This window comes from Dactylosporangium salmoneum (genome assembly GCF_039532525.1).
Lineage (GTDB): Bacteria > Actinomycetota > Actinomycetes > Mycobacteriales > Micromonosporaceae > Dactylosporangium > Dactylosporangium salmoneum.
Window position 1 is genome coordinate 71761 of the sequence record NZ_BAAARV010000006.1, and the last position, 24692, is coordinate 96452.

20 protein-coding genes and 2 pseudogenes are annotated in these 24692 nt (G+C 69.7%); 10 read left to right on the forward strand and 12 right to left on the reverse strand.

The annotated features are described in order from the left end of the window. Positions 1–52 precede the first annotated feature (52 nt). Entirely contained in the window at positions 53–1012 is a 960-nt protein-coding gene (locus ABD352_RS05190) for a carbohydrate kinase family protein (protein ID WP_344611046.1), read from the forward strand. On the opposite strand, the gene ABD352_RS05195 is transcribed toward ABD352_RS05190, so the two are convergent. From ABD352_RS05195 to melA, 6 genes and pseudogenes are all read right to left on the reverse strand, one after another. Next, complete coding sequence (locus ABD352_RS05195) at positions 993–1829, reverse strand: carbohydrate ABC transporter permease (protein ID WP_344611047.1); 837 nt, start codon at positions 1827–1829, stop codon at positions 993–995. The genes ABD352_RS05190 and ABD352_RS05195 overlap by 20 nt on opposite strands. Beyond that, on the reverse strand, positions 1829–2758 hold the full coding sequence (locus ABD352_RS05200) for a carbohydrate ABC transporter permease (RefSeq protein ID WP_344611048.1): 930 nt from the start codon (positions 2756–2758) through the stop codon (positions 1829–1831). Before ABD352_RS05200 ends, ABD352_RS05195 begins: the two co-directional genes overlap by 1 nt. Then, positions 2755–4077: an ABC transporter substrate-binding protein gene (locus ABD352_RS05205; RefSeq protein WP_344611049.1), complete on the reverse strand. Its 1323-nt coding sequence runs from the start codon at positions 4075–4077 to the stop codon at positions 2755–2757. The genes ABD352_RS05200 and ABD352_RS05205 overlap by 4 nt, the downstream gene beginning before the upstream one ends. Positions 4078–4167: 90 nt before the next feature. Then, complete coding sequence (locus ABD352_RS05210) at positions 4168–5046, reverse strand: SIS domain-containing protein (RefSeq protein WP_344611050.1); 879 nt, start codon at positions 5044–5046, stop codon at positions 4168–4170. A 169-nt stretch (positions 5047–5215) separates the two neighbouring features. Then, positions 5216–5599 (reverse strand): annotated as a pseudogene (locus ABD352_RS05215) (transposase family protein); the annotation flags it as partial. Positions 5600–5632: 33 nt separating this feature from the next. Then, on the reverse strand, positions 5633–6940 hold the full coding sequence (gene melA, locus ABD352_RS05220) for an alpha-glucosidase/alpha-galactosidase (protein ID WP_344611051.1): 1308 nt from the start codon (positions 6938–6940) through the stop codon (positions 5633–5635). A gap of 105 nt (positions 6941–7045) precedes the next feature. Between melA and ABD352_RS05225 the strand changes: the two genes are divergently transcribed. Both ABD352_RS05225 and ABD352_RS05230 read left to right on the forward strand, forming a co-directional pair. Next, positions 7046–7825, forward strand: a complete 780-nt coding sequence (locus ABD352_RS05225; protein ID WP_344611052.1) for a DeoR/GlpR family DNA-binding transcription regulator — start codon at positions 7046–7048, stop codon at positions 7823–7825. Between the two features lie 114 nt (positions 7826–7939). Beyond that, positions 7940–8347, forward strand: a pseudogene (locus tag ABD352_RS05230) (IS6 family transposase); the annotation flags it as partial. 270 nt (positions 8348–8617) lie between these two features. Here ABD352_RS05230 and ABD352_RS05235 read toward each other — a convergent pair. The 5 genes from ABD352_RS05235 to ABD352_RS05255 all read right to left on the reverse strand — a co-directional run bounded on the left by ABD352_RS05235 (position 8618) and on the right by ABD352_RS05255 (position 12721). After that, positions 8618–9292 carry a response regulator gene (locus ABD352_RS05235; RefSeq protein WP_344611053.1) on the reverse strand — a complete coding sequence of 225 codons (675 nt, stop codon included), beginning with the start codon at positions 9290–9292 and terminating at the stop codon, positions 8618–8620. Then, on the reverse strand, positions 9289–10596 hold the full coding sequence (locus ABD352_RS05240; protein WP_344611054.1) for a sensor histidine kinase: 1308 nt from the start codon (positions 10594–10596) through the stop codon (positions 9289–9291). The genes ABD352_RS05235 and ABD352_RS05240 overlap by 4 nt, the downstream gene beginning before the upstream one ends. Then, positions 10593–11447: an ABC transporter permease gene (locus ABD352_RS05245; RefSeq protein WP_344611055.1), complete on the reverse strand. Its 855-nt coding sequence runs from the start codon at positions 11445–11447 to the stop codon at positions 10593–10595. Before ABD352_RS05245 ends, ABD352_RS05240 begins: the two co-directional genes overlap by 4 nt. After that, complete coding sequence (locus ABD352_RS05250; protein ID WP_344611056.1) at positions 11444–12370, reverse strand: ABC transporter ATP-binding protein; 927 nt, start codon at positions 12368–12370, stop codon at positions 11444–11446. The genes ABD352_RS05245 and ABD352_RS05250 overlap by 4 nt, the downstream gene beginning before the upstream one ends. A 192-nt stretch (positions 12371–12562) precedes the next feature. Then, a complete protein-coding gene (locus tag ABD352_RS05255) occupies positions 12563–12721 on the reverse strand; it encodes a hypothetical protein (RefSeq protein ID WP_344611057.1) in 159 nt (52 codons plus the stop codon). 228 nt (positions 12722–12949) lie between these two features. On the opposite strand from ABD352_RS05255, the gene ABD352_RS05260 reads away from it, so the two are divergent. From ABD352_RS05260 to ABD352_RS05280, 5 genes are all read left to right on the forward strand, one after another. Further along, the gene (locus ABD352_RS05260) at positions 12950–13465 is read left to right on the forward strand and encodes a SigE family RNA polymerase sigma factor (protein ID WP_344611058.1); all 516 of its coding nucleotides are present in this window, start codon (positions 12950–12952) and stop codon (positions 13463–13465) included. Next, positions 13462–14703, forward strand: a complete 1242-nt coding sequence (locus tag ABD352_RS05265; RefSeq protein ID WP_344611059.1) for a rod shape-determining protein MreC — start codon at positions 13462–13464, stop codon at positions 14701–14703. Before ABD352_RS05260 ends, ABD352_RS05265 begins: the two co-directional genes overlap by 4 nt. A 345-nt stretch (positions 14704–15048) precedes the next feature. Next, on the forward strand, positions 15049–15273 hold the full coding sequence (locus ABD352_RS05270) for an IS3 family transposase (RefSeq protein ID WP_344611060.1): 225 nt from the start codon (positions 15049–15051) through the stop codon (positions 15271–15273). Between the two features lie 568 nt (positions 15274–15841). Continuing rightward, positions 15842–20020 carry an AAA domain-containing protein gene (locus ABD352_RS05275; protein ID WP_344611061.1) on the forward strand — a complete coding sequence of 1393 codons (4179 nt, stop codon included), beginning with the start codon at positions 15842–15844 and terminating at the stop codon, positions 20018–20020. After that, positions 20013–20831 (forward strand): hypothetical protein, encoded by an 819-nt coding sequence (locus tag ABD352_RS05280; RefSeq protein ID WP_344611062.1) that lies wholly within the window; start codon positions 20013–20015, stop codon positions 20829–20831. The genes ABD352_RS05275 and ABD352_RS05280 overlap by 8 nt, the downstream gene beginning before the upstream one ends. Positions 20832–21365: 534 nt before the next feature. Here the strand turns inward: ABD352_RS05280 and ABD352_RS05285 are convergent. Beyond that, a complete protein-coding gene (locus ABD352_RS05285) occupies positions 21366–21932 on the reverse strand; it encodes a DUF5994 family protein (RefSeq protein WP_344611063.1) in 567 nt (188 codons plus the stop codon). Between the two features lie 748 nt (positions 21933–22680). On the opposite strand from ABD352_RS05285, the gene ABD352_RS05290 reads away from it, so the two are divergent. Together ABD352_RS05290 and ABD352_RS05295 are read left to right on the forward strand one after the other, a co-directional pair. Further along, positions 22681–23562: a sigma-70 family RNA polymerase sigma factor gene (locus tag ABD352_RS05290; RefSeq protein WP_344611064.1), complete on the forward strand. Its 882-nt coding sequence runs from the start codon at positions 22681–22683 to the stop codon at positions 23560–23562. Positions 23563–23576: 14 nt separating this feature from the next. Then, a complete protein-coding gene (locus ABD352_RS05295; protein WP_344611065.1) occupies positions 23577–24503 on the forward strand; it encodes a nitroreductase family protein in 927 nt (308 codons plus the stop codon). Positions 24504–24692 lie beyond the last annotated feature (189 nt).

Below are 24692 nucleotides of genomic sequence, written 5' to 3' on the forward strand. Positions count from 1 at the left end.
ATTCGCACACTCGGGCAACTGATACTGTCCATACGAACAATGAGGAGGAGCGATGCAGCTCGACGTGCTCGTGGTCGGCGACGCCAACCCCGACCTGGTGCTGCGCGGCGACGTGCGGCCCCGGTTCGGGCAGGAGGAGCAGCTACTCGACGCCGCCGACCTGGTGCTCGGCGGCTCGGCCGCGATCACCGCCGCTGGCTGCGCCCGCCTGGGGCTGCGCACGGGGCTGCTCGCCGCCGTCGGTGCGGACGTCTTCGGCGCCTTCGTCCGGGAGCGGCTCGCCGAGCGCGGGGTGGAGCTGTTCGTGCCCGGGTCCGCCGGCGCGACGCCGACCGGGCTGAGCGTGATCCTGTCCGCGCCCGGCGACCGCGCGATCCTGACGCTGCCCGGCACGATCCCGGCGCTGCGCCCCGCTGACGTGACCGACGAACTGCTGGCCGCGGCCCGTCACGTACACGTGGCGTCGCTGTTCCTGCAGCCCGGGCTACACGCGGGGCTGGCCGGCGTGTTCACCCGGGCCCGGCGGCTGGGAGTCGGGACGTCGCTGGACACGAACTGGGACCCGTCGGGCCGGTGGGCGGCGCTGGAGGAGATCCTCGCCGTCACCGACGTGTTCCTGCCCAACGCGGCGGAGCTGCTCGCGGTGACCGGCGGCGACCCGGCGGCCGCGGACGGGCCGGACGAGTTGCTCCGGGAGGCAGCCGTCGCCGCGGCCGCGGCCCGGCTGGTGTCGGCCGGGACCACGGTCGTGCTCAAGGACGGGGCCCGGGGCGGCCGCGCCTGGTGGCCGGGGGACGGGTTCACCGCCGCGCCGGGGCTGCCGGTCGACGTGGTCGACACCACCGGCGCTGGCGACAGCTTCAACGCCGGCTTTCTCGCCGCCCGACTGGCCGGCCGGGACGCGCCGGAGGCGGTGGCCTGGGCCGCGGTGGCGGGCTCGCTCAGCACCCGGGCCGCGGGCGGCACGGCGGCCCAGGCGACGATCGACGAGATCACCCTTTCAGCCCGCTGAAGGTCATCGTTGCGATGAACCGCCGCTGCGCCACCAGGAACGCCACCACCAGCGGCAGGGTCGCGACCACGTTGCCGGCCATCAGCTGCGACCACGCGGTGCGCCGCGTGCCCTGGAAGCTGGCCAGGCCGACCTGCAGGGTGTAGCGGTGGTCGTCGCTGATCGCCACCAGCGGCCACAGCAGGTCGTTCCAGCTTGACAGCAGCGTGAACACGGCGAGCGTCGCCAGGGCCGGGCGGGCCAGCGGCAGCACGATACTCACAAAGGTGCGCAGCGAGCCGCACCCGTCGATCCGGGCTGCCTCCTCCAGCTCCACCGGCAGCGACAGGAAGAACTGCCGCATCAGGAAGATGCCGAACGCCGAGGCGAGCCACGGCACGAACGCCGCCGCCAGGGTGTCGACGATGCCGAGGCGGGCGAACATGAGGTACGTCGGGATCATCAGCAGCTGGGTCGGGATCATCACGGTGGCGACGATGGCCACGAACGCGACCCCCCGTCCGGGGAAGCGGAGCCGGGCGAACCCGTAGCCGGCCGCCGAGCACAGCACCAGGTGCGACACGACGGACACGGCCGAGACCAGGACCGTGTTGCCCAGCCACAGCAGGATGTGCGACTGCGCGAACAGCTGTCGGTAGCCGTCCAGGTGCAGCCCGCTGGGGACGAGCGTGGGCGGGAACCGGTTGATCTCCCGCGTGGTCATGAACGACGTGAGGACCATGTGTACCAGCGGCAGCACGAACAGCAGGGCCGTCGGCATGAGCACCAGGTGCCAGGGGCTGAACGGCAGCCATCGGCGCCGCTTCACGGTGTACATCAGAAGGCCTCCTCGCCGCTGCGCCGGCTGCGCCAGATCGCCAGGGCGGTGAGCAGCAGCGTCACCGCGAACAGCAGGTACGCCACGGCCGCGCCGTAGCCGAGCCGGCGGGTCTGGAAGGCCAGTTCGTAGATGTAGTAGACGACGGTCTGAGTGCTGTTCATCGGCCCGCCGCGGGTGGTGGTGTAGATGAGGTCGAACAGCTGCAGGGCGGTAATGGTCTGCCAGACCGTGGTGAACAGCGTGACCGGGCGCAGTTGCGGCAGCGTGACGCTGAGCAGGATCCGCCACCGGCCGGCGCCGTCCATGGTCGCCGCCTCGACCAGTTCCCGCGGCACGTCCTGCAGCGCCGCGAGGTACACAACCGTGGTGAACCCGACCTCGCCCCACAGCGCGATGACGCAGACGACCAGCAACGCCTGCCGTGGGTTCTCCAGGAACTGCTGGGTGGGCAGCCCGAGCCGGCGCAGCGCGTCGTTCGCCACGCCGAACTGCGGGTTGAACACGTAGCCGGCGAGGATGCCGGTCGCCGCCGCGGAGGCGACGTAGGGCACGAAGATGCAGGTCCGGTAGAACCCGATCAGCCGGATGCGCTGGTTCAGGGCGATCGCGATGAGCAGGCCCAGCGCGATCGACGCGGGCACGAACAGCGCGGTCAGTACGAGCGTGTGCTGGGCGGCCGCGGCCAGGTCCGGGTCCTGCGCGAGGCGTTCGTAGTTGCGCCAGCCGATGTCCTGCGGGTCGGCGATGCCGTTCCACTTGGTGCGGGAGATGAAGAACGCCCACACGGCCGGGAAGAGCGACAGCCCGACCACGACGAGGGTCGCCGGCCCGGCGAACGCCCATCCGGTGAGCGTGCGCCGGACGGCCCGCCCGGAGGCCTGGCGCTTGGCGACCGTGCGGCCGGAGACCGCGAACGTCAGCGTCACTCGAGGGCCCCGGCCGACTTCTTGGCCGCCTCGTCGAGCGCCTCCTTCGGCTTCGCGGCGCCCTGCAGCACCTTGGAAATGGCGTCGCCGACGTTGCGCGACATCTCCTCGTAGCCGGCCAGGGTCGGGCGGCCCTGCTTGGCGTTGGCCAGGTTGTCGAAGAACTTCTGGCCGCCGGGGTACTCCTTGACGTACGCCGCGAACTCGGGCGTGCCTTGCTCGCTGGAGCGCAGCGGGAGGTTGCCGATCGCGAGGTTCCACTTCGCGTCGACTTCCTTGCTGGTCAGCCACTTGATGAAGTCGCGCGAGGCGCCGGCGCGGTTGGCGTCGCCGTGGTCGAACAGCACCCACAGGTCGGGCCCGGAGACCGTCTGGTGGTCGCCGTTGTAGCCGGGCAGCTGCGCGACACTGTAGTCGAGCCCGGCCTCCTTGAGGTCCAGCAGCGCCCACGGGCCCGACATGACCATCCCGATGTGGCCGTCTTTGAACAGCGGCAGGTACTTCTCGTCGGTCTGGTCGAGGTACATCGACTTGTCGTCGACCGCCATCGCGCGCAACAGCTCCAGGGCGGAGACCCCGGCGTCGGAGTTGAACGCCGGCTTCTTGCCGTCGAGGATCTTCCCGCCGCGCTGCCACAGCATCGGCCAGAGGTGCCAGGTGGTGTCCTCGCTGCCCGATACGGAGTACGCCGAGCCGTACACGTTCCGCGCCGGGTTCGTGAGCTTCTTCGCCGCCGCCCGGTAGTCTTCCCACGACCACTGGTCGGTCGGGTACGCCACCCCGGCGTCGTCGAAGAGCTTCTTGTTGTAGATCAGTGCGAGGTTGTCGACCAGCGCCGGCACGCCGATGACCTTGCCCTCGTAGGTTGCGGTGTTGCGGGCCGCCTCGGGGATCTCCTGCCAGCCGAACGACGGGTCCGCGACGAACTTGGCGAGGTCCTGCGTCTTGCCGCTGGTGGCCAGTTCACCGGCCCAGCTGCCGTACGCGTAGGAGATGTCCGGGTAGCTGCCGCCGGTGAACCCGGCCGAGAGCTTGGTGAGCAGGTCGTCGGTGGTCGAGGCGCCGGCCGACGTCTTGATCGTGACGTTGGGATGCGCCTTGCTGTACTCGGCCGCGAGCTGCTCCGCCTGCACCTCGGCGTCGGTGGTCTGCCCGGTCCACCAGGTGATGGTCACCCGGGCGGACGGGTCGTATCCCTCGGCCGCGTCCTTGCCGTCGCCGGTCGTGGACCCGCCGCCGCACGCGCCGAGCAGCAGGGCGACGCCGGTTACGCCGGCGAGCAGCCTGGTCCGTCGATTTCCTGGGGTATGGATCGTCATCGCTGCACCTCATTCACTGGGGGTTGCCGAGAGGCTGTCTGGTGCCGGGCGGGGCACAGGCGGGCCGGGACCTGCCGGGCCCGGGCGGGGTCAGGCGAGCACGACCGACCGGGTCAGCAGGCGGGGGTGGTCGGGGTCGAGGCCCCGGTGCGCGGCGAGCGCGACGGCGAAGCGCTGGGCCAGGACCAGTTGGGCGAGCGGGTCCCGGTCGTCGCGGTACGGCAGCGCGCCGGCGGCGCGCACCACGTCGTCGAGCGATGCCGGCACCGCCCCGAACGACCAGACCAGGCTGCGCGGGCCGGCGACGGCAACCGGGCCGTGCCGGTAGTCCATCGCCGGGTACGACTCCGACCAGGCCTGCGCCGCCTCGCGTACCTTGAGCGCCGCCTCGTGGGCGAGCCCGACGGTCCAGCCGGTGCCGAGGAACACGAGGTGGTCGATAGCGGCCGGGTCGGCCGGCAGGTCGGTGGCCAGCGCGGCCTCCCCGTCGGCGACGAGGTGGCCGAGGTCCTCGCCGAACGCGGCCCGGGTCATCGCCAGCAGCGTGGTCGGGAAGCGGGTCTGCACCACACTGCGCTCGTCGGCGAAGTCGAGCAGGATGCGGGTGTCGACGAGGTCGTCGACCGGTTCGCCGTCGACGGCGGTGACCGCCACCCGGTGCACCCCGGCCGGCAGCCGGCGCAGCGCGTCGAGCACCTCGGTCGACGTGCCCGAGCGGGTGATGGCCACGACCCGGTCGTACCGGCGGCGCGGGACGAACTCCGACGCGCACACGGCGTCGGTCTCGCCGAGGCCGGCGGCCTCCCGGAGCTCCGCCAGGCTCTGGGCCATGAACCACGAGGTTCCGCAGCCCAGCACGAGCGTGCGTTCCCCGGGTGCGGCGAGGGCGGCGCGGGCCTCCCCGGCCAGCGCGAGCCCGTGGGCCCACACGGCCGGCTGACTGGCGATCTCGAGCACAGTGTCGTTCATGCACGAACGCTATGCGCGTTTACGTTTGATACACAAGGCTACTGCACAAGTGGACATTCTGGATTGCGCATTTGGCTGTACGCAGCAGCGTTCGTGATGTCTGGTAAGCCGGATAAGTCCAGACATAGAGCGTCCGAACTTATCCGACTTAGAGAAACCGTCAATTGGATCACTTGAGGCGGCGGGTGATGGGCCTGGCTGACCAGCGATACCGGGTTCGAGCCTTGCGGATGAGTGCACGGACGGTGACGAAGGCGGCGGCGAGATAGAGGAAGAAGTCCACGATCTTGCCGTCGCGGTCAGTGCAGCGGCGCAGCTTGCCGTAACCGTTCATCCAGGCATGCGTACGCTCGGCGACCCACCGTTTGCCGACCTGCACCGGCGCGGGGGCACCCTTGCGGGCGATCTCGCCGTGCAGACCCAGTTCGTCGAGCAGGGTGCGGGTGACGTTCGAGTCGTAGCCGGCGTCGAGATGGACGGTGATGTCGTCGGGCCAGTGTGCACCGACCTGGTCGGTGGCCGCCTGCACGGTCGGGCCGAGCAGGGGTGAGTCGGACCCCGGGGGAAGCCAGGTCCCTGCGACTGGTCAAACGGTGACGCGGCCGCGCAGCGACTCCGGCAGCAGGTCGCCGTGCGCCTCGGTCAGGTCGTTGCACAGCGCCCAGATCTGCTCGACCGTCAACGTCGCGGCGGTGTTCGGGTCGACCATCGCCGCCTGCCGGACCAGCCTCGGGTCGCCGTCGAGCGCGGCGCGCACGGTCAGCTCGCCCACGCTGACGAACCCGCGGTTGACCGCGGCGCACTGCGGCGGCAGCGCGCCGACCCGCTCCGGGCGTACGCCGAGGCGGTCGACCACGCACGGTACCTCCACCGCGAAGTCCTCCGGCAGGTTGCTGACCAGCCCCCGGTTGGCCACGTTGGCGTGGATGCGGCGCAGGGTCCCGGTCTCCATGCTGTGGATCACCTGCGGCGCGTACTCCGTCGCGTCCCGGTGCAGGTCCAAGGGCTTGCCGGCGAGGACCGCGGCGCGGGTGGCGGCGTAGTCGGCGAGGTTCGCCTCGCTGATGCGCACGTACTCGCCGACCGGGATTCGCAGCCGCTCCACCTCGCTGTCGTGGTGCAGGTACCACGGCACGTACTCGGCGGAGTGTTCGCTGGTCTCGGTCGGGAAGTAGCCGAGCCGGCGGTACATGTCCATCCGCACCCGGCGGCGCAGCTGCGGGTCCTCGGCGAGGCGCGCGTCCAGGCGCGGGTACAGGCTCTCGCCGCGATGCTCCCAGCGCAGCAGCCACGCCTGGTGGTTGACCCCGGCGGCGCGGTAGTCGACCTCGTCGAGCGGCACGCCGACCAGTGCGCACAGGTCGTGCACGGTCCAGAAGACCGAGTGGCACAGGCCCACGACGTTGAGGTCGGGGGCGATCGCGGCCAGATAGGCGACATTCATCGCCATCGGGTTGGTGTAGTTGAGCAGCCAGGCGTCCGGGCACACCGCGCGCATGTCGGCCGCGATGCCGGCCAGCACCGGGAAGGTGCGCAGGGCACGGAAGATGCCGCCGACGCCGACCGTGTCGCCGATGGTCTGCCGCAGCCCGTATCTGGCCGGTACCTCGAAGTCGCGCACCGTCGCCGCGTGCATGCCCACCTGGATGGCGTTGATGACGTACGTGGCGCGGTCCAGTGCGGTCCGCCGGTCGAGGCTGGTGGTGATCTTCGGGGTCGCGCCGAGCTGGTCGGCGGTGCGGCGGGCGATCGCCTCGGCGGTCGCCAGCCGCTCCGGGTCGATGTCGTGCAGGGCGAGCGTCACCCCGCGCAACTCGTCGAACGAGAGCAGGTCGGCGAGCAGCTCACGGGTGAACACCACGCTGCCCGCGCCGAGGAACGTGATCACAGTCATGCTTCGGATTGTCAGCACGCAACGCAGAACCGCACAAGGTTCTTTGACGTCTCGCGCGCAAACGAACTATCATGATTGCGCGTTTGATCATCGATCGGAGCCTGCATGCCCCAGAGTTCGCTGCGCCGGGCCGACCGTATGTCGGCCATCCTCGAGCGCGTGTCCCGGCAAGGCTCCGTCGATGCCGGCGTCCTCGCCGAGGAGTTCGTGGTCTCGACGGCCACGATCCGCCGCGACCTGCAGGTGCTGGAGGAGCAGCGGCTGCTCTCGCGCACCCACGGTGGCGCGGTCGCCGTCGACGTGGCCTACGAGCTGCCGGTGCGCTACCGGGTCGGGCACCACCGCGAGGAGAAGGCGCTGGTCGCCCAGCGGGCGGCCGCCCTGCTGCCCCGCGGGCCGCTGACGCTCGGCCTCACCGGCGGCACGACCACGCTCATGCTGTCCCGCCTGCTCGCCGAACGGGTCGACCTCACCGTCGTGACGAACGCCCTCAACATCGCGGCCGAGCTGGCCCTGCGCCCGCGGCTGAAGCTGATCATGACGGGCGGGGTCTCCCGGACACAATCGTACGAGCTGGTCGGCCCGATCGCCGATCAGGCGCTGTCCGGCCTCAACATCGAGGTCGCCGTCGTCGGTGTCGACGGCATCAGCGCCCGGGGCGGCCTGACCACACACGACGAGATCGAGGCGCACACCAACGGGGCGATGATCCGGCGCGCCGACCGGGTGATGGTGGTCGCCGACGGCTCGAAGGTCGGCCGCAACTGCCTGGCCCGCATCTGCGCCATCACCGACGTGGCCGTGCTGGTGACCGACGCCAGCGCCGACCCGGAGCACGTGGAGGCGATCCGCCGGGCCGGCACCGAGGTCGTGGTGGCAGCGTGACAGCCGCACCGGTGCGCCTGTTGGTCGTGTGCGCGGGCGGAGTCCGTTGCGTTGAGCGTTGTCCTGGTCAGGCAGGCTTGGACGGTGAAGCTCTCGAACCGTCGGCGTCCATCACTGCCACCGCGGTCGGCGTTCGCCGGGTACCGGTTCCCACCCGACGTCATCGTGGTCGCGGTCAGTCTCTACCTGCGGTACAACCTCTCCTACCGTGATGTCGAGGAGTTGCTGCTTGAGCGTGGTGTCGAGGCCGACCACGTCACCGTCTTCCGCTGGGTGCAACGCTTCACCCCACTACTGGCCGACGCGGCCCGGTTCTGTCGGCACGCACCCGGTGACAGGTGGTTCACGGACGAGACCTATGTGAAGGTCAACGGCATCTGGCGGTACGTGTACCAGGCCGTCGACCAGGACGGCCAGGTCATCGACGTGCTCGTCTGCACCCGCCGCGACGCGGCCGCGGCACGGCGGTTCTTCATCGAAAACCGCGTCCATCACGTGCGGGACGTGACGTTCCGTGAAGACCTACACCAAGCTCGAACCGGCACCGGACCTGCCGTCCTCGCACCCCTGCGCAACACCGCGATCGGCTACCACCGCACCAACGGCGACACCAACATCGCCCGCGCCACCCGCCGCCCACACGACCTCATCACCGCTGTGACCAGCGGTTAACCGACAACGTAATGGTCCTGGCCGCGACAGTGGGCGCGACGGGCCGCAAGAGCACCACCACCGACCTGTGCCGCTACCCGCAGGTGTACTGACCGGGGCACCGCGCGGACACCACCGCGGTCATGCGCCGGTGTTCGGCCGGGTGAGTCCCTGGTCGTAGGCGAAGATGACGGCCTGTACGCGGTCGCGTGCGCCGATTTTGGCCAGGACCTTGCCGACGTGGGTCTTCACGGTGGATTCGGACAGCACGAGCCGCTCGGCGATTTCCCGATTGGTCCAGCCGGTGCCGATCGCCACCAGGATCTCGCGTTCCCGGTCGGTGAGGCTGGCCAGGCGCGGGTCGGTGCGGCCCGGCGGCGGGGCGTCGGCGGCGAGGTGGCCGGCGAAGCGGTCCAGCAGCCGCCGGGTCAGCGCAGGCGCGATGACGGCGTCGCCGTCCGCGACCGCCCGGATGCCGGCCAGCAGCTCCTCGGGCCGCGCGTCCTTGAGCAGGAAGCCGCTGGCCCCGGCACGGAGCGCGGCGTACGCGTACTCGTCCAGGTCGAACGTGGTGAGCACGAGCACCCGGGACCGGTCGCCGGCCGCGACGATGCGGCGGGTGGCCTCGATGCCGTCCATGCCCGGCATGCGTACGTCCATGAGAATCACGTCGGGGCGCAGCTGCTCGGCCCGGCGCACCGCCTCGGTACCGTTGCCGGCCTCTCCGACGACGTCCGTGTCCTCGTTGCTCTCCAGCAGCATGCGGAAGCCTAGGCGCTGCAGGGGCTGGTCGTCGACGATGAGTACGGTGATCATGGCCGGCCTTCGGGTTCGGTGAGCGGGGTCAGGTCGAGGATCGCCCGTACCGTCCAGCCTCCGCCGGGGCGCGGGCCGGCCTCGACAGTTCCGGCGTAGAGGGCGGCGCGCTCGCGCATGCCGGCGAGTCCGTGCCCGGGCCTCGCGGCCGGCGGGGGCGGGTGGTCGGGCGGCTGCGGGCCAGTGTCGTGCACCGTGATCTGCAGGCGCTCGCCGCCGGCGGCGAGACCGACGTCGAGCGCGGTGCGGGGCCCCGCGTACCGTAGCGCGTTGGTCAGCGCTTCCTGCGCGATCCGGTACGCCGTGAGCTGAACCCCGCGGTCGAGGGCGTCGACGTCGCCGGCGGTGCGGTAGACGACGTCGGGTCCCGCCGCCCGGATGCGCTCGCAGAGGGCGCCGATCTCGGCGATGCCGGGCTGCGGGTGCAGTTCGGCGGCCTCGGTCTCCTCGCGCAGGACGCCGAGCACCCGGCGCAGCTCGGCGAGGGCCTGCCGGCCGGTGTCGCCGATGAGCTCGAGTGCCTCGCGGCCGCGTTGCGGGTTGCCGCCCACCGCGTACGAGCCGCCGTCGGCCAGTGAGATGATTACCGACAGGCTGTGGCCGACGATGTCGTGCATCTCTCGGGCAACCCGGGTGCGTTCGGCGGCCGCCGCGAGCCGGCTGCGCTGGTCGCGCTCGATCTCCAGGCGCTGCGCCCGGTCGCGCAGCGCGGCCAGTTGGGCCCGGCGGATGCGGATGGCGAAGCCCAGGGCGGCGGCCGCGGTCGCGGCGCTGTAGAGGAAGAACAGCGCGTCCCACGGCGACACCACGGCGGAGACCCGCCACGCAACCAGCCCCAGCGCCGCGGCGACGGTCAGCCCGGCCCACGGCAGGCGTGCCGGATGCACCCGCAGCACAAGGCTGTAGACGGCGATGACCAGCGCGACGTCGGCGCGCAGCAGCACGCCGAGCCACCACTGCACCACGAACACGGCGGCGATGGCGTAGAACGCGGCAGTGGGTGCCCTCCGACGCCAGAACAGCGGCAGGACCAGGCCGAGTTGCAGGGCGACCGTGCCGGCCAGCGACGGGTGGTACAGCAGCATCTGCAGGTCCCGCCCATCGTCGTTGTGGCGGATGAAGTCGGGCGCGCAGAACACCAGCAGTACCGCGGCGACCACCGCCGCGTCGAACAGCCATGGCCGCCGGGCGTCGAGCCGCCGCAGCCGCTGGCCGAGGCCGGAGAGCCGGTCGACCAGCGGGTGGGCGGCGAGGTGGTCGGTGCCGGCGGAGCTCATCGTCACCGACCCTTCTGCGATCGTCATGCGTCCTTGCGTACCAGGCGGTAGGCGCCGCCGGCCAGCGCCAGGACGGTCCAGCCCACCAGGACCAGCGCGCCGGTGCCCGCCGACAGCATGCCCGGGTCGTGCTGCAGCGCGTACAGCGACTCACCGGCGTTGCTCGGCAGGTACGGGCCGATGTTGTCCTGCCAGGAGGTCGGCAGCAGCGACAGCAGCCCGGGCACCAGCAGCAGCGTGGCGACGAGCACCGAGATGCCCCCGGCCACCGAGCGCATCAGCATCCCGAGCGCGGCTCCGATCACCCCGACGAGGCTCAGATAGAGACCGGCGCCGAGCAGCGCCCGGGCGACGCCGTTGTCCGACAGGGACATGTGGGCCGGGGTGCCGGACACGACGGCGTCGACGATCAGGAACCCGCCGAACGCGCCGGCGACACCGACGACGAAGGCGACCACGCCGTACACGGCGGCCTTGGACCACAGCACCGGCAGTCGGCGCGGCACCGCGGCCAGCGTCGAGCGGATCATGCCCGTGGAGTACTCGCCCGCGGCGAACAGCACGCCGAGCACGCCGAGCGCCAGCTGGCCGAACCGCACGCCGAACAGCGTCAGGGTCACCGCGGTCGCGTGGGCGAACTCCCCCGAGCCCACCCGGGTGCCGCCGGCGGTGGTCAGCGACTTGTACCGCACCGCCGCGATGCTGCCGAACACCAGCAGCCCGGCCAGCCCGAGGCCGAGCCCGATCCAGGTGGAGCGCAGCGTCCACAGCTTCGCCCACTCCGAGCGGAGCACCCGCCGCCCGGTGACCTTGTATGCGGGCCGCGCCACCGGCCCGGCGCCGGCCCCCGCCGTGCGGGTGTCCGTGATCGTGCTCATGCTGCCGTCCCACTCGTCACGCCGCCGTGGTACTCCACGGCGTCCCTCGTCAGATCCATGAAGGCCTCCTCCAGCGATACGTGCTTCGGGGTGAGCTCGAACAGCGCGATGCCGTGCTCGGCGGCCACGAGCCCGATCTGCCGCGCCGGCAGGCCGGTCACCCGCAGCTCCTCGGAGCCGGCCCGCCCGGTGATCTCCACGCCCGGGCCGGCGAGCGCGGCGCGCAGCCGGGCCGGGTCCGCGGTGGCCACGACCACGGTGTCGCCGCCGGCCTCGCGCACCAGGTCGTGCACGGTGGTGTCGGCGAGCAGGCGCCCGCGCCCGACGATGATGAGGTGCTCGGCGACCAGCGCCACCTCGGTCATCAGGTGCGACGACACGAACACCGTGCGACCCTCGGCGGCGAGCCCGGCGAGCAGGTTGCGGATCCACAGCACGCCCTCGGGGTCGAGGCCGTTGACGGGCTCGTCGAGCATCACCGTGGCCGGGTCCCCGAGCAGCGCGGCGGCGATGCCGAGCCGCTGCCCCATGCCGAGCGAGAACGACCCGGCGCGCTTGCGCGCCACGGACTGCAGCCCGGTCAGCTCGATCATCTCGTCGACCCGCGACCGCGGGATGCCGTGCGTGTGGGCGAGGACCATCAGGTGGTCGAACGCGGTGCGACCCGGGTGGATCGAGCGCGCCTCCAGCAGCGCTCCGACCTCCTGCAGCGGTGCCGTGTGCCGCGCGTACCGCCGGCCATTGACGGTCACCGACCCGCCGGTCGGCGCGTCCAGCCCGATGATCATGCGCATGGTGGTGGACTTCCCCGCGCCGTTCGGCCCGAGGAACCCGGTCACCATGCCGGGCTTCACGTCGAAGTCCAGGCGGTCGACCGCCGTCTTCTCGCCGTACCGTTTCGTCAACTGCCGTGCCTCGATCATCAGCCGTTCCTCGCCTCGACCCCGCCGCACTTCCGGCGTCCCGTCGACGACGCTAAAGCCCGAACGACCTCCGGCGGCGGTACCGCGGAACGATCTCACCGGTGCGGCGTAGTACCGCGGTACGAGACCGGGGCGACGGACCGGCCGAGATCCTCAGCCGGTATCGACTTTCACGGCGATCCGGGTACCGGATCAGCCGCCACCCGACGGCGACGGCGACGGCGCGACCGTGCCGGACGGGCTCGGGTCCGCCGACGGGCTGGCATCCGCGGGCCCCTCGGATGCATCGGTATCGACATCCCGGACAGCGAAGAGTCGATAGTCCGGTCTGGATCGCAGTTCGATCTGCATCCTGTCACCGCTGTCGGGTGGTGCCCCGCGGCGGGGCACGACATGCCGGTCACGGAACGATTGTTACCGCGAACTCGTCACCGGTAGCAGCGTGTCATCACGGGTCAGTCGCAAGCACCACGACGCCGATGCGCATCGCGCGATCGTGCGTAAGAGACGTGGCAACCTTCTGCTGTACGTCGCGGGTATGGAGACTGACCAGGTTTCGGTGGCCGATCGGGGGCATGGGTGGACCGCGACAGCGAGCTCGACTTCCGCGACTTCGTGCTGGTCGCCTATCAGGGGCTTACGCGTACCGCGTATCTACTGTGCGGCGACCGGCACGAGGCTGAGGACCTCGTCCAGACCGCGCTCGCCCGCGCCTCGCTGGCCTGGCACCGGCTCGACGCAGCACCGGATGCGTATGTGCGCAAGATCCTCGTCAACGTGTTTCGTAGCAGCCGGAGACGTCGCTGGCGGCAGGAAATCCCGGTCCAAGCCGTCCCTGACCGCGGCCTGGCCGATGCCGCCTCGACGATGGACGACCGCGATGTGCTGCGACGGGCCCTCGCCGAGCTGCCGCCGCGGCAGCGCGCGGCCGTCGTGCTGCGGTTTTACGAGGACCTGTCCGAGCACCAGACCGCTGCCCTGCTCGGCTGCTCGGTCGGCACCGTCAAAAGCCTGACCTCACGCGGGCTGCAGCGGCTGCGCCGCGACCTGCCCGCCGAGAAAACCCATGCGCAGCCCGCGGAGGTGGACCGATGACCGACAACAATGACCTGCTGCAGCAGCGGCTACACGATCTGGCCGATGAGCTCGGTCCGTTGCCGGTGCCGCACGAGGAGATCCGCCACCGTACCCGGCGGCTCCGCCGTTGGCGCCGGGCCGGCAGCCTGGCCGCGGCAGCCGCTGTCGCGGTCACGGTCGTAACCGTAAGTGTGGCGCTGGCGGCGCGGCCGACGCCGATGCCCGTCACCGCCCCCGACGGGCCGTTCCTCGGCTGGCCGGTCACCGGCAACGCCACCGGCACCGGCCTGCTGGCCGAGGCGGTACAAGTCTGGGACTCCACCCGAGCCTCGGGCCCGCACACCGACATACACGCCCTGCTCGTCGACCGCGACCCGGTCCTCCTCGGCCCCGTCGTGGTGCTCGAGGGCCGCGACGCGCAGGGCGAGCCCCGGCTGGCCATCCTGACCGGCACCGCCGAGGACCGCGACGCGCTGCGCCTGCGGGCCGACCGGCCGGCGCCGGACCCCGTCACCACCCGAGTGGTGAGCATGGTGAGCGGACGATTGAGTACCGCGACGGGCATCGAGCCGCTCGACTCCCGCCCCTCCGCCTGGCTGTTCGCGCTCGGCGCGCCAGGGGTGACCGGCTTCGGCTACCACTCGACTGCCGTGGACCAGGAACTGGTCGAGGGCGGCGGCCCGGACCTGGGCCGGCGGCTGCTCGTGTCGCTACCGCCCGGCGCGACACCGATCAACACCACCGTCATCGCAAGGCATGCCGGCGCCGTAGTCTTCCGCGGCCCGGCCGACGGCGGCGCCATCGGCGACGCGGTCGCCGTGCCGGCCACGGTCCTCACCCGATCATCCGACCACGCCCGAATCCAGGGCTCGCCACGCGCCCTCCTCCCGGGCCGACTCGTCGCGACGCCGGACGGTCTGCTCGGCCGAATCACCGCGGCGAGCGGCGAAGAGGCCGACGTGGAACTGGTGACCGCCGCCTCGTTCAGCATCGACGCGCTGACCGACATCACATACCGGCCGCTGCGAGTGGTCGGCACTGGCGGCAACGCCCGGCTGGACCAAGTGCCCGCGGACGCGAACGTGGTCGCCACGAACCGGATCGTGACCGTCGACCCGGCCCAGCACTCCGACCGGCTGGGCACGCTGACGATCGGCCGCGTCGGCACCACCGGCCACGACCTGGTCCCGGCAACGGCAACAAGCGACCTATCCCGGGTGTACGTCATGGTGGAGTACGAAGCCGCGAGCCGATGAGCCACCGCCTCCATGCCGCCCCGGGACGAGCGCGTCGTGCTACCGCCTGACGAGGTGACCGGCACCGGCGCTGCGCTGCGACCGGCCCTCAGGCTGACTCGCGGCGTGGGCCGTACGTCATCTGCGGCATCGAGCAGACGCTAGAAATGCAGGTCAACCGCTCGTCGATCTCTGCTCGCTATCTCAGATCCTGTTGGCCGCGGCGTAGAGCTCGTACCACATCACCCGCACCGAAATGCTGCTTGCGATGGCGGCGGTGAGCAGGGCCAGCCATGCCGAGCCGGCCGGCGGCGCGCTGTCACCGGCACCACCCGAGCCGGCCCGATTGACTGATGTGACGCGCTGATGGAGAACTTCTGGTCCACCCTGAAGATCGAACTCGTCTACCACACCTCATGGCGGACCCGCGACGAAGCCGAGAACGCGATCTTCGAATACATCGACACCTGGTACAACACCCGCCGCATCCAACGCAAACTCGGCTACCGCAGCCCCGACGAGTACGAGACCGCCTGGCACGACCAAACCGAGCCAGCTAACCTCGCCCCTGCCCCGACCCGAGGCAGGTAACCACCGCTCCATCAAAGCGGGGGAAGCTCAGATTCACCCGATCGAGGGCGCGGCGCAAGTCGGCGAGGCACCGTTCCCGCCACACGGCCACGATCGCCGATTTCCTTGCCAATCGGGTCGCTCCGCGCTCGCCGAGTGGCATCCACCCGAGGCGGACTACCGTTCGTTGGGCGAGGGCCGATGCGCGGCAACGGCGCATCGCAGACCAGCATTCATTCACGCTCGTCGCTATTGCCCTCCACGTCGAACCACGTGCATTCTGTGGTGTTGGGCGATGCGAGGGGGATCATTGTCGGAGTCAGTCTCACCGAGGGATCCAAGGGCCGTTCGACTGACACGCGCCTTGGTCTCATATCTACAGTCACTGATCCGTGATGGGCGACCGGTTCGGGATTCGATCCGGAAGAGCCATACTGCGTGCTGGCTCGAGGAGTTCGGCGAACATGTCACAAAGTCGGAGAATCCGATCCTGGTGCGTGTCGAGGATCCAGGGCCACCAGCCCCTCAGCCATCTCCGTCAGCCGCGCTGCGCCCGTGGCTGGACCCAGACGCCGAGTCAAACACGGACATGCCGCCACGGCTGATGGGCGTCGCACCTGGCGACGACACCGAAGTTTCCCGAAGCCTGTCGACGACATCGATCACCGCGCTGTTCGAGGAGTATCTCGGACGATGGCAGGACTGGGCCGAGCAGGAGCGCTTCCGAGCGAAAGTCGCTGAGCAGCACAGCTTCCTGGAGGACCTACGTCGTGCGGCGGCCCAGCGGGCGGACACGCACGAACTGATTGTCGGCGTCGGCCTCATCGCAGCCGAGGACGCGGGCAGGTCACCGATCTACCGGCACCTGCTGACCGTGGACGTCGGCATTGAGCACGATCCGGACGCCGACGCGCTGCAGGTTGTGATGACCGACGAGGTGCAGCTGCGGTTGGAGGACCGCAAATTCCTAGAGGCCTCGGACGGCTTCTCGTTCAACCGCAGCGCACCGGCCCTTGCTGAACCCGACCGGCTTCGCTTCCACCCGTTCTCGCCGGCAGCCGCAGCTTGGTTGGAGGAGTGGAAGCGCCACAGCTGGACCGGACCTTTGGACATCACCGCTGCAGACTGGGCAGCTCCAGACGATACCGGCGCGTCGCGCCTGACGCTGTCGCCGGCCCTGCTCCTACGCGACCGCGACCGCAGCAGTGTCGCAGAGTTCTACCAGCACATCGCCGATCAGCTCGACCGGCCGGACGCGACCGCTCCGCTGGGCCTGGCGCAGTTGGTGCTGCCGCTGGAGCCCGCGGACCGGGTGCGTTGGCTGCGTCGCTCCACGAACACCACGACGACCGACGGTATCCAGCCACTGTTCCCGCTGGCGGCGAACCGCGAACAGCAGGAGATTCTCAACCATCTACGGGGCGACAACGGTGTCGTCGTTCAGGGGCCGCCCGGCACGGGCAAAACCCACACCATCGCCAACCTCACCGCCGCGCTCCTCGCCGACGGGCAACGAGTGCTGATCACCAGTGAAAAGGAACGGGCACTACACGTCCTGCGGGACAAGTTGCCGCCAGGTTTGCGCGAGTTGTGCGTATTCATGTCCAGCTTGCAGCGGCGTGGCGCGCAGCAGCTTGAGGACAGCATCAACGACCTGTCAGAGCTGGTCGCCACGGTTGACCCGGTCCGATTGGATGAGGAGATCGTGGCCCTGGATCAGCAACGTCAAGCGGTCATCGAGGACCTCGAGGAGGCACGACAGCAACTGCTCGTCACGCGCTCGCAGGAGCACTTCGTTCATCGCGACGTCGCCGTGGGCTATGAGGGGTCGCTCCGCGACCTTGTCAGAGCCGTTGAAGACGATCGAGCCAGTTTCGCATGGATCACGGCGTCGCGGCAGCCGCTCGCAGCGACGGCCCCGTTGACCGATGACGAAGCTATCGACCTGGTGTCCCTGCTCCGCACGGCAACGCCGCAGCGCGCAGAACGCGCAATCCAGGAACTTCCCGATCTGCGCAGTGTGCCGAGTCCGATGGCGATCACCGCAGCGATCGACGAGGTGACCGCCGCTGAACGTCTCTTCGAGCCCGACCATGGCCACTTGCGACCAGCGTTCATGGTCTTGGAACACCCCGCTAGAGCCGAACTCGAACGGCTGATGGAGGTGGCGATCACCGCGCTGAACGAATGCGGACTGAGCGAGCGGGCGCGTGACTGGGGTGTCGGGGACTGGCAGAGCGCGGCGGTTGAGGCGCTGCTGGACCGGCGTACCGCACCCCTCTGGGTGCCGCTGCTGGAAGACACCGTCGACCTGCACCGCTTCGAACACCTGACCGTGAACCGGGACGGGTCCAGCGTCGACCTGGACACCGCCGCGACGACCAGCCTGCAACGGCTGCTCGGCCAGGCCCGGCGGTTGCGACGGCATTTCGCGCGCGGCGGTCGCCTCCGACGCTACTGGCCCCCGCAAGCGCAGATCGACGCCATGGACCTACTCGAGTCGTGCACGGTCGACGGTGCCGCACCCGCCTCGGTGGCCGAGGTGAACCTCATCATCGGCGTCCTGGAGGCAGAGATCGCCGTTGCGGACGTCGCGAACGGCTGGGCGCAGGTCGGACATCCGCTCGTCCGCGGTCCGCTACGCCACCGCCTGCGCCAGCTGTGCGACCGGATTCCGGCCATTACGGCGATTCGCGCGTTCATCAGCGCCCGCGACATGTTCGAACAGAAGCTACGCCGCCACGATATCCGCTTCCAGATCAGTACGCCCCGCGCGTGGGATGACATCGTCATGTTGGTCCGCGCCGGCGTCAAAATCGCCCGGGCTAAGCGCGCCATCGTCTACCTCGAGCAGGTCGGCGCATCACTGTCCGACTGGGCCGATGCGCCTCGTGCCGCACCGGAAGTGACGCACCTCGCCGCCGCGGTACGTGACCGCGACGCGGACCGGTTCGGCCGGCTGCGACAGGAACTGGACCAAGCCGGCGCCGACCAGCGTGCCCAACGCTCATGCGATGTCCTACTCGATCGGCTGCATTCGGCCCACCCGGAGCTGGCCGAACGCATCACCGCCACCGTCGACGACCCGATCTGGGACACCCGGATGACACGGTTCGGCGCGGCCTGGGCGTGGGCACGAGCAGCGGACTACTGCACCAAACTGGACGCGACCGACGCCGAGGCAACCGACGAGGATCGCGTCGACGAGCACGAACTGCGACTACGCAACATCACCACAGACTTCGCCGCCAAGGTCGCACTGCGACACTGTGCCGCTCGCCTCAGCGCTCCCCAACGGCGAGCTCTGCAGTCGTACAAGGGCATCATCAACGACCTCGGCCGCAGCGGAGGCAAGCAGCACCAGAACCAACGGCACTTGGCCGATGCCCGTGGCGCCGTACAGGAGGCCGCTCCCGCGATCCCGGCGTGGATCATGCCGATCGACGCGGTCGCCCGAACGATCCCCGCCATCGCGGACTCGTTCGACGTCGTCATCGTCGATGAAGCCAGTCAAGCCACCATCAAGTCGCTGTTCCTCCTGTGGCTCGCACCCCGCGTCATCATCGTCGGCGACGAGAATCAGTGCCAGCCCGGCAATATCGAGGAGCACGACAGCGTTCAGGATCTCGTCGACCACTACCTGAGGGAGCTACCGGCCCATGCGCGGGCCGCGTTCAAACCCACCTCCAACCTGTACCGGTTGATGGCCGGCCTCTTCCCGCACGTCGTCAAGCTTTCCCAGCATTTCCGCTGCATGCCCGAGATCATCGGCTGGTCGTCCGGACAGTTCTACAAGGAACGACTCGTACCGCTGCGGCAGTTCGGCGCAGACCGCCTCGAGCCGCTGAAGGTTTTCCGGGTACCCAACGGCAAACAGACCGGGGAGGGTCAGTACGCCAAGAACAAAGCCGAAGCCGAAGCCATCTTCGAAACCGTCGAGAAGATGGTCAACGACCCAGACTACGCCGAGCGCAGCATCGGCGTCATCGCCCTGCAAGGCACCGGTCAGATCTCCGTCCTCGAGGCCGAAATGCGCCGACGACTCGACGACCGCACCATCAACCGCCACAACATACGCATCGGGCAACCCCAAGACTTCCAGGGCGACGAACGGGACGTGATCCTGCTGTCGATGGTGGTCGACCGCGCCCGCAAGGCGATCACCAGCAGACGCGAAGGACACCGCTACAACGTCGCCGCGAGCCGCGCGAAGGACCAAATGTGGCTGTTCCTTTCATTCGATGAACCCTCCACGCACGACGACGATCTTCGACGCTCGCTGCTCACCTACATGAAGTACCCACCGGCGGCGCTGACGATCGACCCCCTCCTGGACCACGTGCCGGCCGACCGGCGCCGACCACCGTTTCGCTCGCTGCTACAGCAGCAGCTGTTCCTCGAGCTGCGCGCGTGCGGATACGCGGTCATCCCGCAGTACGAGATCAGCAAGGATCAAGTCATCGACCTGCTCGTCGTCGGTGAGCAGGGGCAACTCGCGATCGAATGCGACACCCCGGAATGTCCGATCACCTCCGAGCACCTCGAACAGCGATTGCGCTGGGAAGGCGAGCTGCGCCGATCCGGCTGGCAGTTCCACCGCATGCGGCACAGCCTGTGGGCCAGCAACCAAGCCACCGCGCTCGAACCGCTTTGGCAACGCCTGCAACAGCTGCGCATCGAACCACGTTCCCTGCCCACCAGCGACCCGCAGCAGGTTCGCTGGACCCCCGTTCCGCTGCCCGACGACGATGGAGACGCCGATGCTTGAGAACGCCGACGACAACACCCTCGACGAAATCGCTCGTATCGCTTGCGGCGGTGGCGACCTGCCGGTCTATCGCAGCGCCCCCGACCTGGAGAAGCTCCTGCAGCAGGCTGGATGGAGCAACGTACCCCGCTTCCGCGGGGAGTCCCGACGCCGCTGGCTCACCGAACAACTCCGTGCCCGCCGCAACCAACCTGAGGCCATCGACAGCATCGTGCGGCGCCTCGCCGACCGGCGCGAATACGTCCACCGTAACGAACCCCTCGCCGCCGCCGAAGTCACCGAGCTCCTCAACACCGTCCTCGTCGTGGAAGGCTTCGAAGTCACCCACGCACTCGGCAAGCCGGCTATCCGCAAGTACGCCGAGCCGAAGCAGCACCAGGAGACACCGGACGTCGTGCTGCACGTCAACATGGCTGACCTCATCCGTGACCCAGAGCTTGCGGCGGTCCTGGAGCACCGACTCGCCGAGGCCCGCACCTGCGACCGAAACGGGGCCTACACCAGTGCCATCATCATGCTCGGCAGCCTCCTCGAAGGCGTCCTGCTCGATGCGCTCAAGGCTCGAGTCCCCAACCCCACCAAGCCACTGGACAAGTGGATGCTCCACGACTTGATCGACCTTGCCCACCGCGAACACTGGATCCAAGCCGACGTCTATCGCTTCGCCGCAACGGTGCGCCACTATCGCAACCTCGTCCACCCCAACGCGCAGGTGACGCTCGGCGACCTTCCTGACCAGGACACCATCAAGATGTGCTGGCCCGTCATCAACGCCGCCCTCAACGACCTAGCTGCATCCGCTATGCCGTAACAAGCCGGTGGTCGACTCGGAGCCCGCTCTCGGGAAAGATCACCGTACGGACGTTCGTGTCAAAGATGTGTCGCGATCGTCCATAGTGGACATTCGGATTGGGCGTATGAACCTCGGGGGTCAAGGTGTCGATCACGTAACGCCACGATCGCCGGAATCTTGCATAACGCCTGTTCAACAGCACTCTCGCTTCGAGTGCCTAGCCGGTCGTCACGGACCCTTGACTACCCAGCACAACCGCGGAGCCACGCAGCGAGGACGGCGGGATACCGCCACCCGCGCAAACAGTACGGCCGTACGGGCAAAATCGCGTGTCACGACACGAACAGAACATCGCGGTCAACAAAAAGGCCAGCTGAGCTGGCCTTTTACTATGTGGGGACGGTGGGATTCGAACCCACGACCCCTTGACCCCCAGTAGCCGAAGGCCCCAGCGACGTGCTCAGGCACGTTCTCCCAGGTCGCTGCAAGCATAAACCGGCCGAGTAAAGGAGTCCGCGTGTCGCCGTCCGAGCATTGAGCAAGAGTCCTGTGTCACCGGCCGTGGGTCACCTCGGCGCGTGAGTATTTGCCGAGCCCCTCCCGGGCGTCGTGGCCGCCTTCGTTGTCCCAGACGGTGGTCGCGTCGACGCCTTCGCTGCGCGCGACGGTCGGTGTGGTGCGGGATGCGGCGAGGATGACGGGAGCGCGCAGTTGATTGCTCGGGTCGGCGGCTGCGGCCATGGCGATGTCTGCGGTGGCGGCGGAGACCTCGGGTGGCACGACAAGCAGGTCGATCTGGTCGCCGCGCTCGGTGGTGGCAATCAATATGGCGGGGTCGACGGTGCTGAACCATCCGGCCCGCACCACGCGGGTGCCGACCGCGAGGCGCCGGAAGTGGCCGTCCCAGCTGTGGCCGTTGAGCATCAGCTGACGGATCGGTCCGTACCGTTCGTTCAGGGCCAGGATCAGTCCCGGCAGTTCTGCCACCGGGTCCCTGGAGCGGGGCCACCACCCGCCGTCGAGGACGGATCGTGTGGCGCGCACGGCGGTGAGCGACAGCCGCGGGTGGGTTGGTGGTTCCGGGGGAACGACGGTGGCGCGCTGTGCGGCGGTGAACATGGCTGGACCCCTCTCCCGACCTGCGGCTGCCACCGGACGACCGGCACGGGAGCCTGCAGCTTGCGTCGGCGCGAATCGAACCTTGCCGAGCGGGCTGTGGTCCGTCGGCGGTGTACGTATCGGTCACCGGGGTCTGAGGTGTCGAAGCCAACCCTACGCCCGCGAGGCCGAAACGATGCGCTCGGCCTACGCCGACGATCTTCCCCTGGACGACCACGACCGCCTGATCGCCCTCGGCTGAGACGATCGACGCGGATGAGGACCCGCAGGTGGCCGAGCTCGAGCGGCGGTGCGTGAACATCCACGCGGATCTGTGGTGTGCGCCGGGACGAGCCCGACCGGTGACGGCCGGCGCGCAATCGTGACCGCGCCGGTCACGGCGACAGGGCAACGGCGCCCGGCCACAACCTGGCGCGGCAGACGTGACCGCGGCGGCTGGCGTTTCTGAGGACCCGTATCGACCGGACGCCGGACCAGCATCACTGCTGGTGAGGCTACCTCACGCGTTCGGGACGACAACGACGGCGACGCGACCGATGAAGTCCGGGTCCGCTTTGAGGACGGCATGGATCAGCGTAAGGTTGGTTGCGGGATGCGATCTGCATCCCCGCGCCCGTCAGCCTTTGTGCCGAGCGCCTCTTCCGCCGCCTGGACCTCGCGGTGACGACCAGTGAGCCCGGCGCTTTAACAGAGGCGCCGTCCCTGCCGATTGCTGCGGCTGTCCCCTGATGGGGCGTGGACCATGACTATGCTCGCCGTGCCGACCCCGATCACCGAACCACCCCCGGAAGCCGAACGCACACCGCGGCCCGCGCCCATCCCTCCCGCGCCGCCGGCAACCGGCTCCAATGCTCCTGCCCTCACCAGGCTGCGCCTGCCCAGGGATACCCCGTTCCCGACGGAACAGCTGCTTCGCGCACGCGGCCGTCTGCCGCTGGAACACCCTGACCGTGATGTCCTGCGGGCCCGAGCCGTCGAGGACAACCTGCCGCTGGCCAAGCGGCTCGCCCGGCGCTATGCCGGTCGCGGGGAACGCTACGACGACCTGCGGCAGGTCGCCTCGCTGGCGCTGGTCAAGGCCGTCGACGGCTACGACCCGAACCGGACCACCCTGTTCGTCAGCTACGCCGCTCCGACCATCATCGGCGCGCTCAAACGGCACTTCCGCGACACCGCCTGGGCCATGCGCGTGCCCCGAGCCGTCCAGGAACTCCTCCTCGAGATACCGGCCGCCACTGAGCATCTCACGCAGCTGCGTGGCCGTGCACCGACGTCGGCCGAGCTCGCAGACCACCTCCACGTCGCCATCGACCTCCTGTGGGCGGCGGTCAGCGCCGGCCAGGTGTACCGCCTGCCGTCGCTCAACGAGTCCGTCACCGGCCACGACAGCGCCGAGCTCATCGACCTCACAGGCGCCGTCGATCCCCGCTATGGCGCCATCGACGACCACCTCACGCTCGGGGTGCTCGTCTCCGCGTTGCCGCCCCGGCAACGGCGCATCCTCACCATGCGGTTCTCCGAAGAGATGACCCAGGCCCGCATCGGTGCCGAGCTCGGCATCTCACCGATGCATGTCTCCCGCCTGCTACGGGAAGCCCTGGCCCAGCTCCGGGCCGGTTTGCGAAACTGAACGGAGGCGCAGCGATGAGTGAGATCCCGCACCAGGCGCCGTTGTCGGCCGAGGACGTGTTGTACGAGGCGGCCCATGTGGCCTGTCTGGCACCGTCGATCGAGGACTCCCAGCCCTGGCTATGGCGCATCCGCGGCACTGCACTCGAACTCCGCGCGAACCGGTCCCGTCAGCTGACCGGTGCCGACCCGCAGGACCGGCTGATGACCATCAGCTGTGGTGCCGTTCTGCACCACGCCACCGTAGTCCTCGCCGTTCTCGGGGCCGCGGCCACCGTCGAACGAATCGAGGACCCGGCCGACCCCGACCTGATGGCCGTGCTGAGGCTCACCGGTCCGCACCAGGTGACCGCCGAAGAGATGCGCCTGCACCACGCCCTGCGCACGCGCTGCACCGACCGGCGTCCCTTCCTGGGCGTCGCGGCGCTGCCGGAGGAGGTATCGGCGCTGCTCCATCGGGCGGCGGAGCCGTTCGCGGTGAACCTGCACGCGGTGGCGCCGTCGCCGAAGGCCGTCCCGTCCTTTGCGGCATGGTCAACTGACGCCCATCGCCCGGCCGGCTGGATGGGCTCTCGGATGCCGCCGGCTCGCGACGCCGTACCGACCAGGGCGGCAGTCCCGAAGATGACACGGACCGGACCGCTCCATGATCAGGGGTGGGGCGAGGACCGGTACACCACGTACCTGGCGTTCACCACCGCGCACGACACCCGGGCGGACTGGCTGCGCACCGGCGAGGCGCTCAGCGCGGTCCTGCTCACGGCCACAACCGTCGGGCTGGCATCGTCGGTGATGCACGACTCTGTCGAACCACTCGGCGGTGCACCGGCCGGACACCTGCAGCTGACCATCCGGCTCGGCGTCAACGAGAGCGCCCCCGCGGCACCCTCGACGCCCCGCCGACCGCGCGAGGAGGTCATCGAGGTGGTACCGGAGAACTGATCGGGCTGCCGTCACGGCGTCGGCGCCGGCGGTGGGACGTGTCCATCAACGAACACTCATCCACCAGGGTCAGGAGCAGCGCGGCCCACTCCACCCCTGTCCGTCCGATTCACCGAGGACGCGAGGGGCGAGCGTTGCCGCCGACTGTCAGGTGTCCCGGGGCGTCGACGCCGTGAAGGCCGCCAGACC

Coding starts and splice junctions, on each gene's coding strand:
- ABD352_RS05190 (WP_344611046.1), top strand. CDS start 53: ATGCAGCTCGACGTGCTCGTGGTCGGCGACGCCAACCCCGACCTGGTG.
- ABD352_RS05195 (WP_344611047.1), bottom strand. CDS start 1,829: ATGTACACCGTGAAGCGGCGCCGATGGCTGCCGTTCAGCCCCTGGCAC.
- ABD352_RS05205 (WP_344611049.1), bottom strand. CDS start 4,077: ATGACGATCCATACCCCAGGAAATCGACGGACCAGGCTGCTCGCCGGC.
- ABD352_RS05210 (WP_344611050.1), bottom strand. CDS start 5,046: ATGAACGACACTGTGCTCGAGATCGCCAGTCAGCCGGCCGTGTGGGCC.
- melA (WP_344611051.1), bottom strand. CDS start 6,940: ATGACTGTGATCACGTTCCTCGGCGCGGGCAGCGTGGTGTTCACCCGT.
- ABD352_RS05225 (WP_344611052.1), top strand. CDS start 7,046: ATGCCCCAGAGTTCGCTGCGCCGGGCCGACCGTATGTCGGCCATCCTC.
- ABD352_RS05235 (WP_344611053.1), bottom strand. CDS start 9,292: ATGATCACCGTACTCATCGTCGACGACCAGCCCCTGCAGCGCCTAGGC.
- ABD352_RS05240 (WP_344611054.1), bottom strand. CDS start 10,596: ATGACGATCGCAGAAGGGTCGGTGACGATGAGCTCCGCCGGCACCGAC.
- ABD352_RS05245 (WP_344611055.1), bottom strand. CDS start 11,447: ATGAGCACGATCACGGACACCCGCACGGCGGGGGCCGGCGCCGGGCCG.
- ABD352_RS05250 (WP_344611056.1), bottom strand. CDS start 12,370: ATGATCGAGGCACGGCAGTTGACGAAACGGTACGGCGAGAAGACGGCG.
- ABD352_RS05255 (WP_344611057.1), bottom strand. CDS start 12,721: ATGCAGATCGAACTGCGATCCAGACCGGACTATCGACTCTTCGCTGTC.
- ABD352_RS05265 (WP_344611059.1), top strand. CDS start 13,462: ATGACCGACAACAATGACCTGCTGCAGCAGCGGCTACACGATCTGGCC.
- ABD352_RS05270 (WP_344611060.1), top strand. CDS start 15,049: ATGGAGAACTTCTGGTCCACCCTGAAGATCGAACTCGTCTACCACACC.
- ABD352_RS05275 (WP_344611061.1), top strand. CDS start 15,842: ATGCCGCCACGGCTGATGGGCGTCGCACCTGGCGACGACACCGAAGTT.
- ABD352_RS05280 (WP_344611062.1), top strand. CDS start 20,013: ATGCTTGAGAACGCCGACGACAACACCCTCGACGAAATCGCTCGTATC.
- ABD352_RS05285 (WP_344611063.1), bottom strand. CDS start 21,932: ATGTTCACCGCCGCACAGCGCGCCACCGTCGTTCCCCCGGAACCACCA.
- ABD352_RS05290 (WP_344611064.1), top strand. CDS start 22,681: ATGCTCGCCGTGCCGACCCCGATCACCGAACCACCCCCGGAAGCCGAA.
- ABD352_RS05295 (WP_344611065.1), top strand. CDS start 23,577: ATGAGTGAGATCCCGCACCAGGCGCCGTTGTCGGCCGAGGACGTGTTG.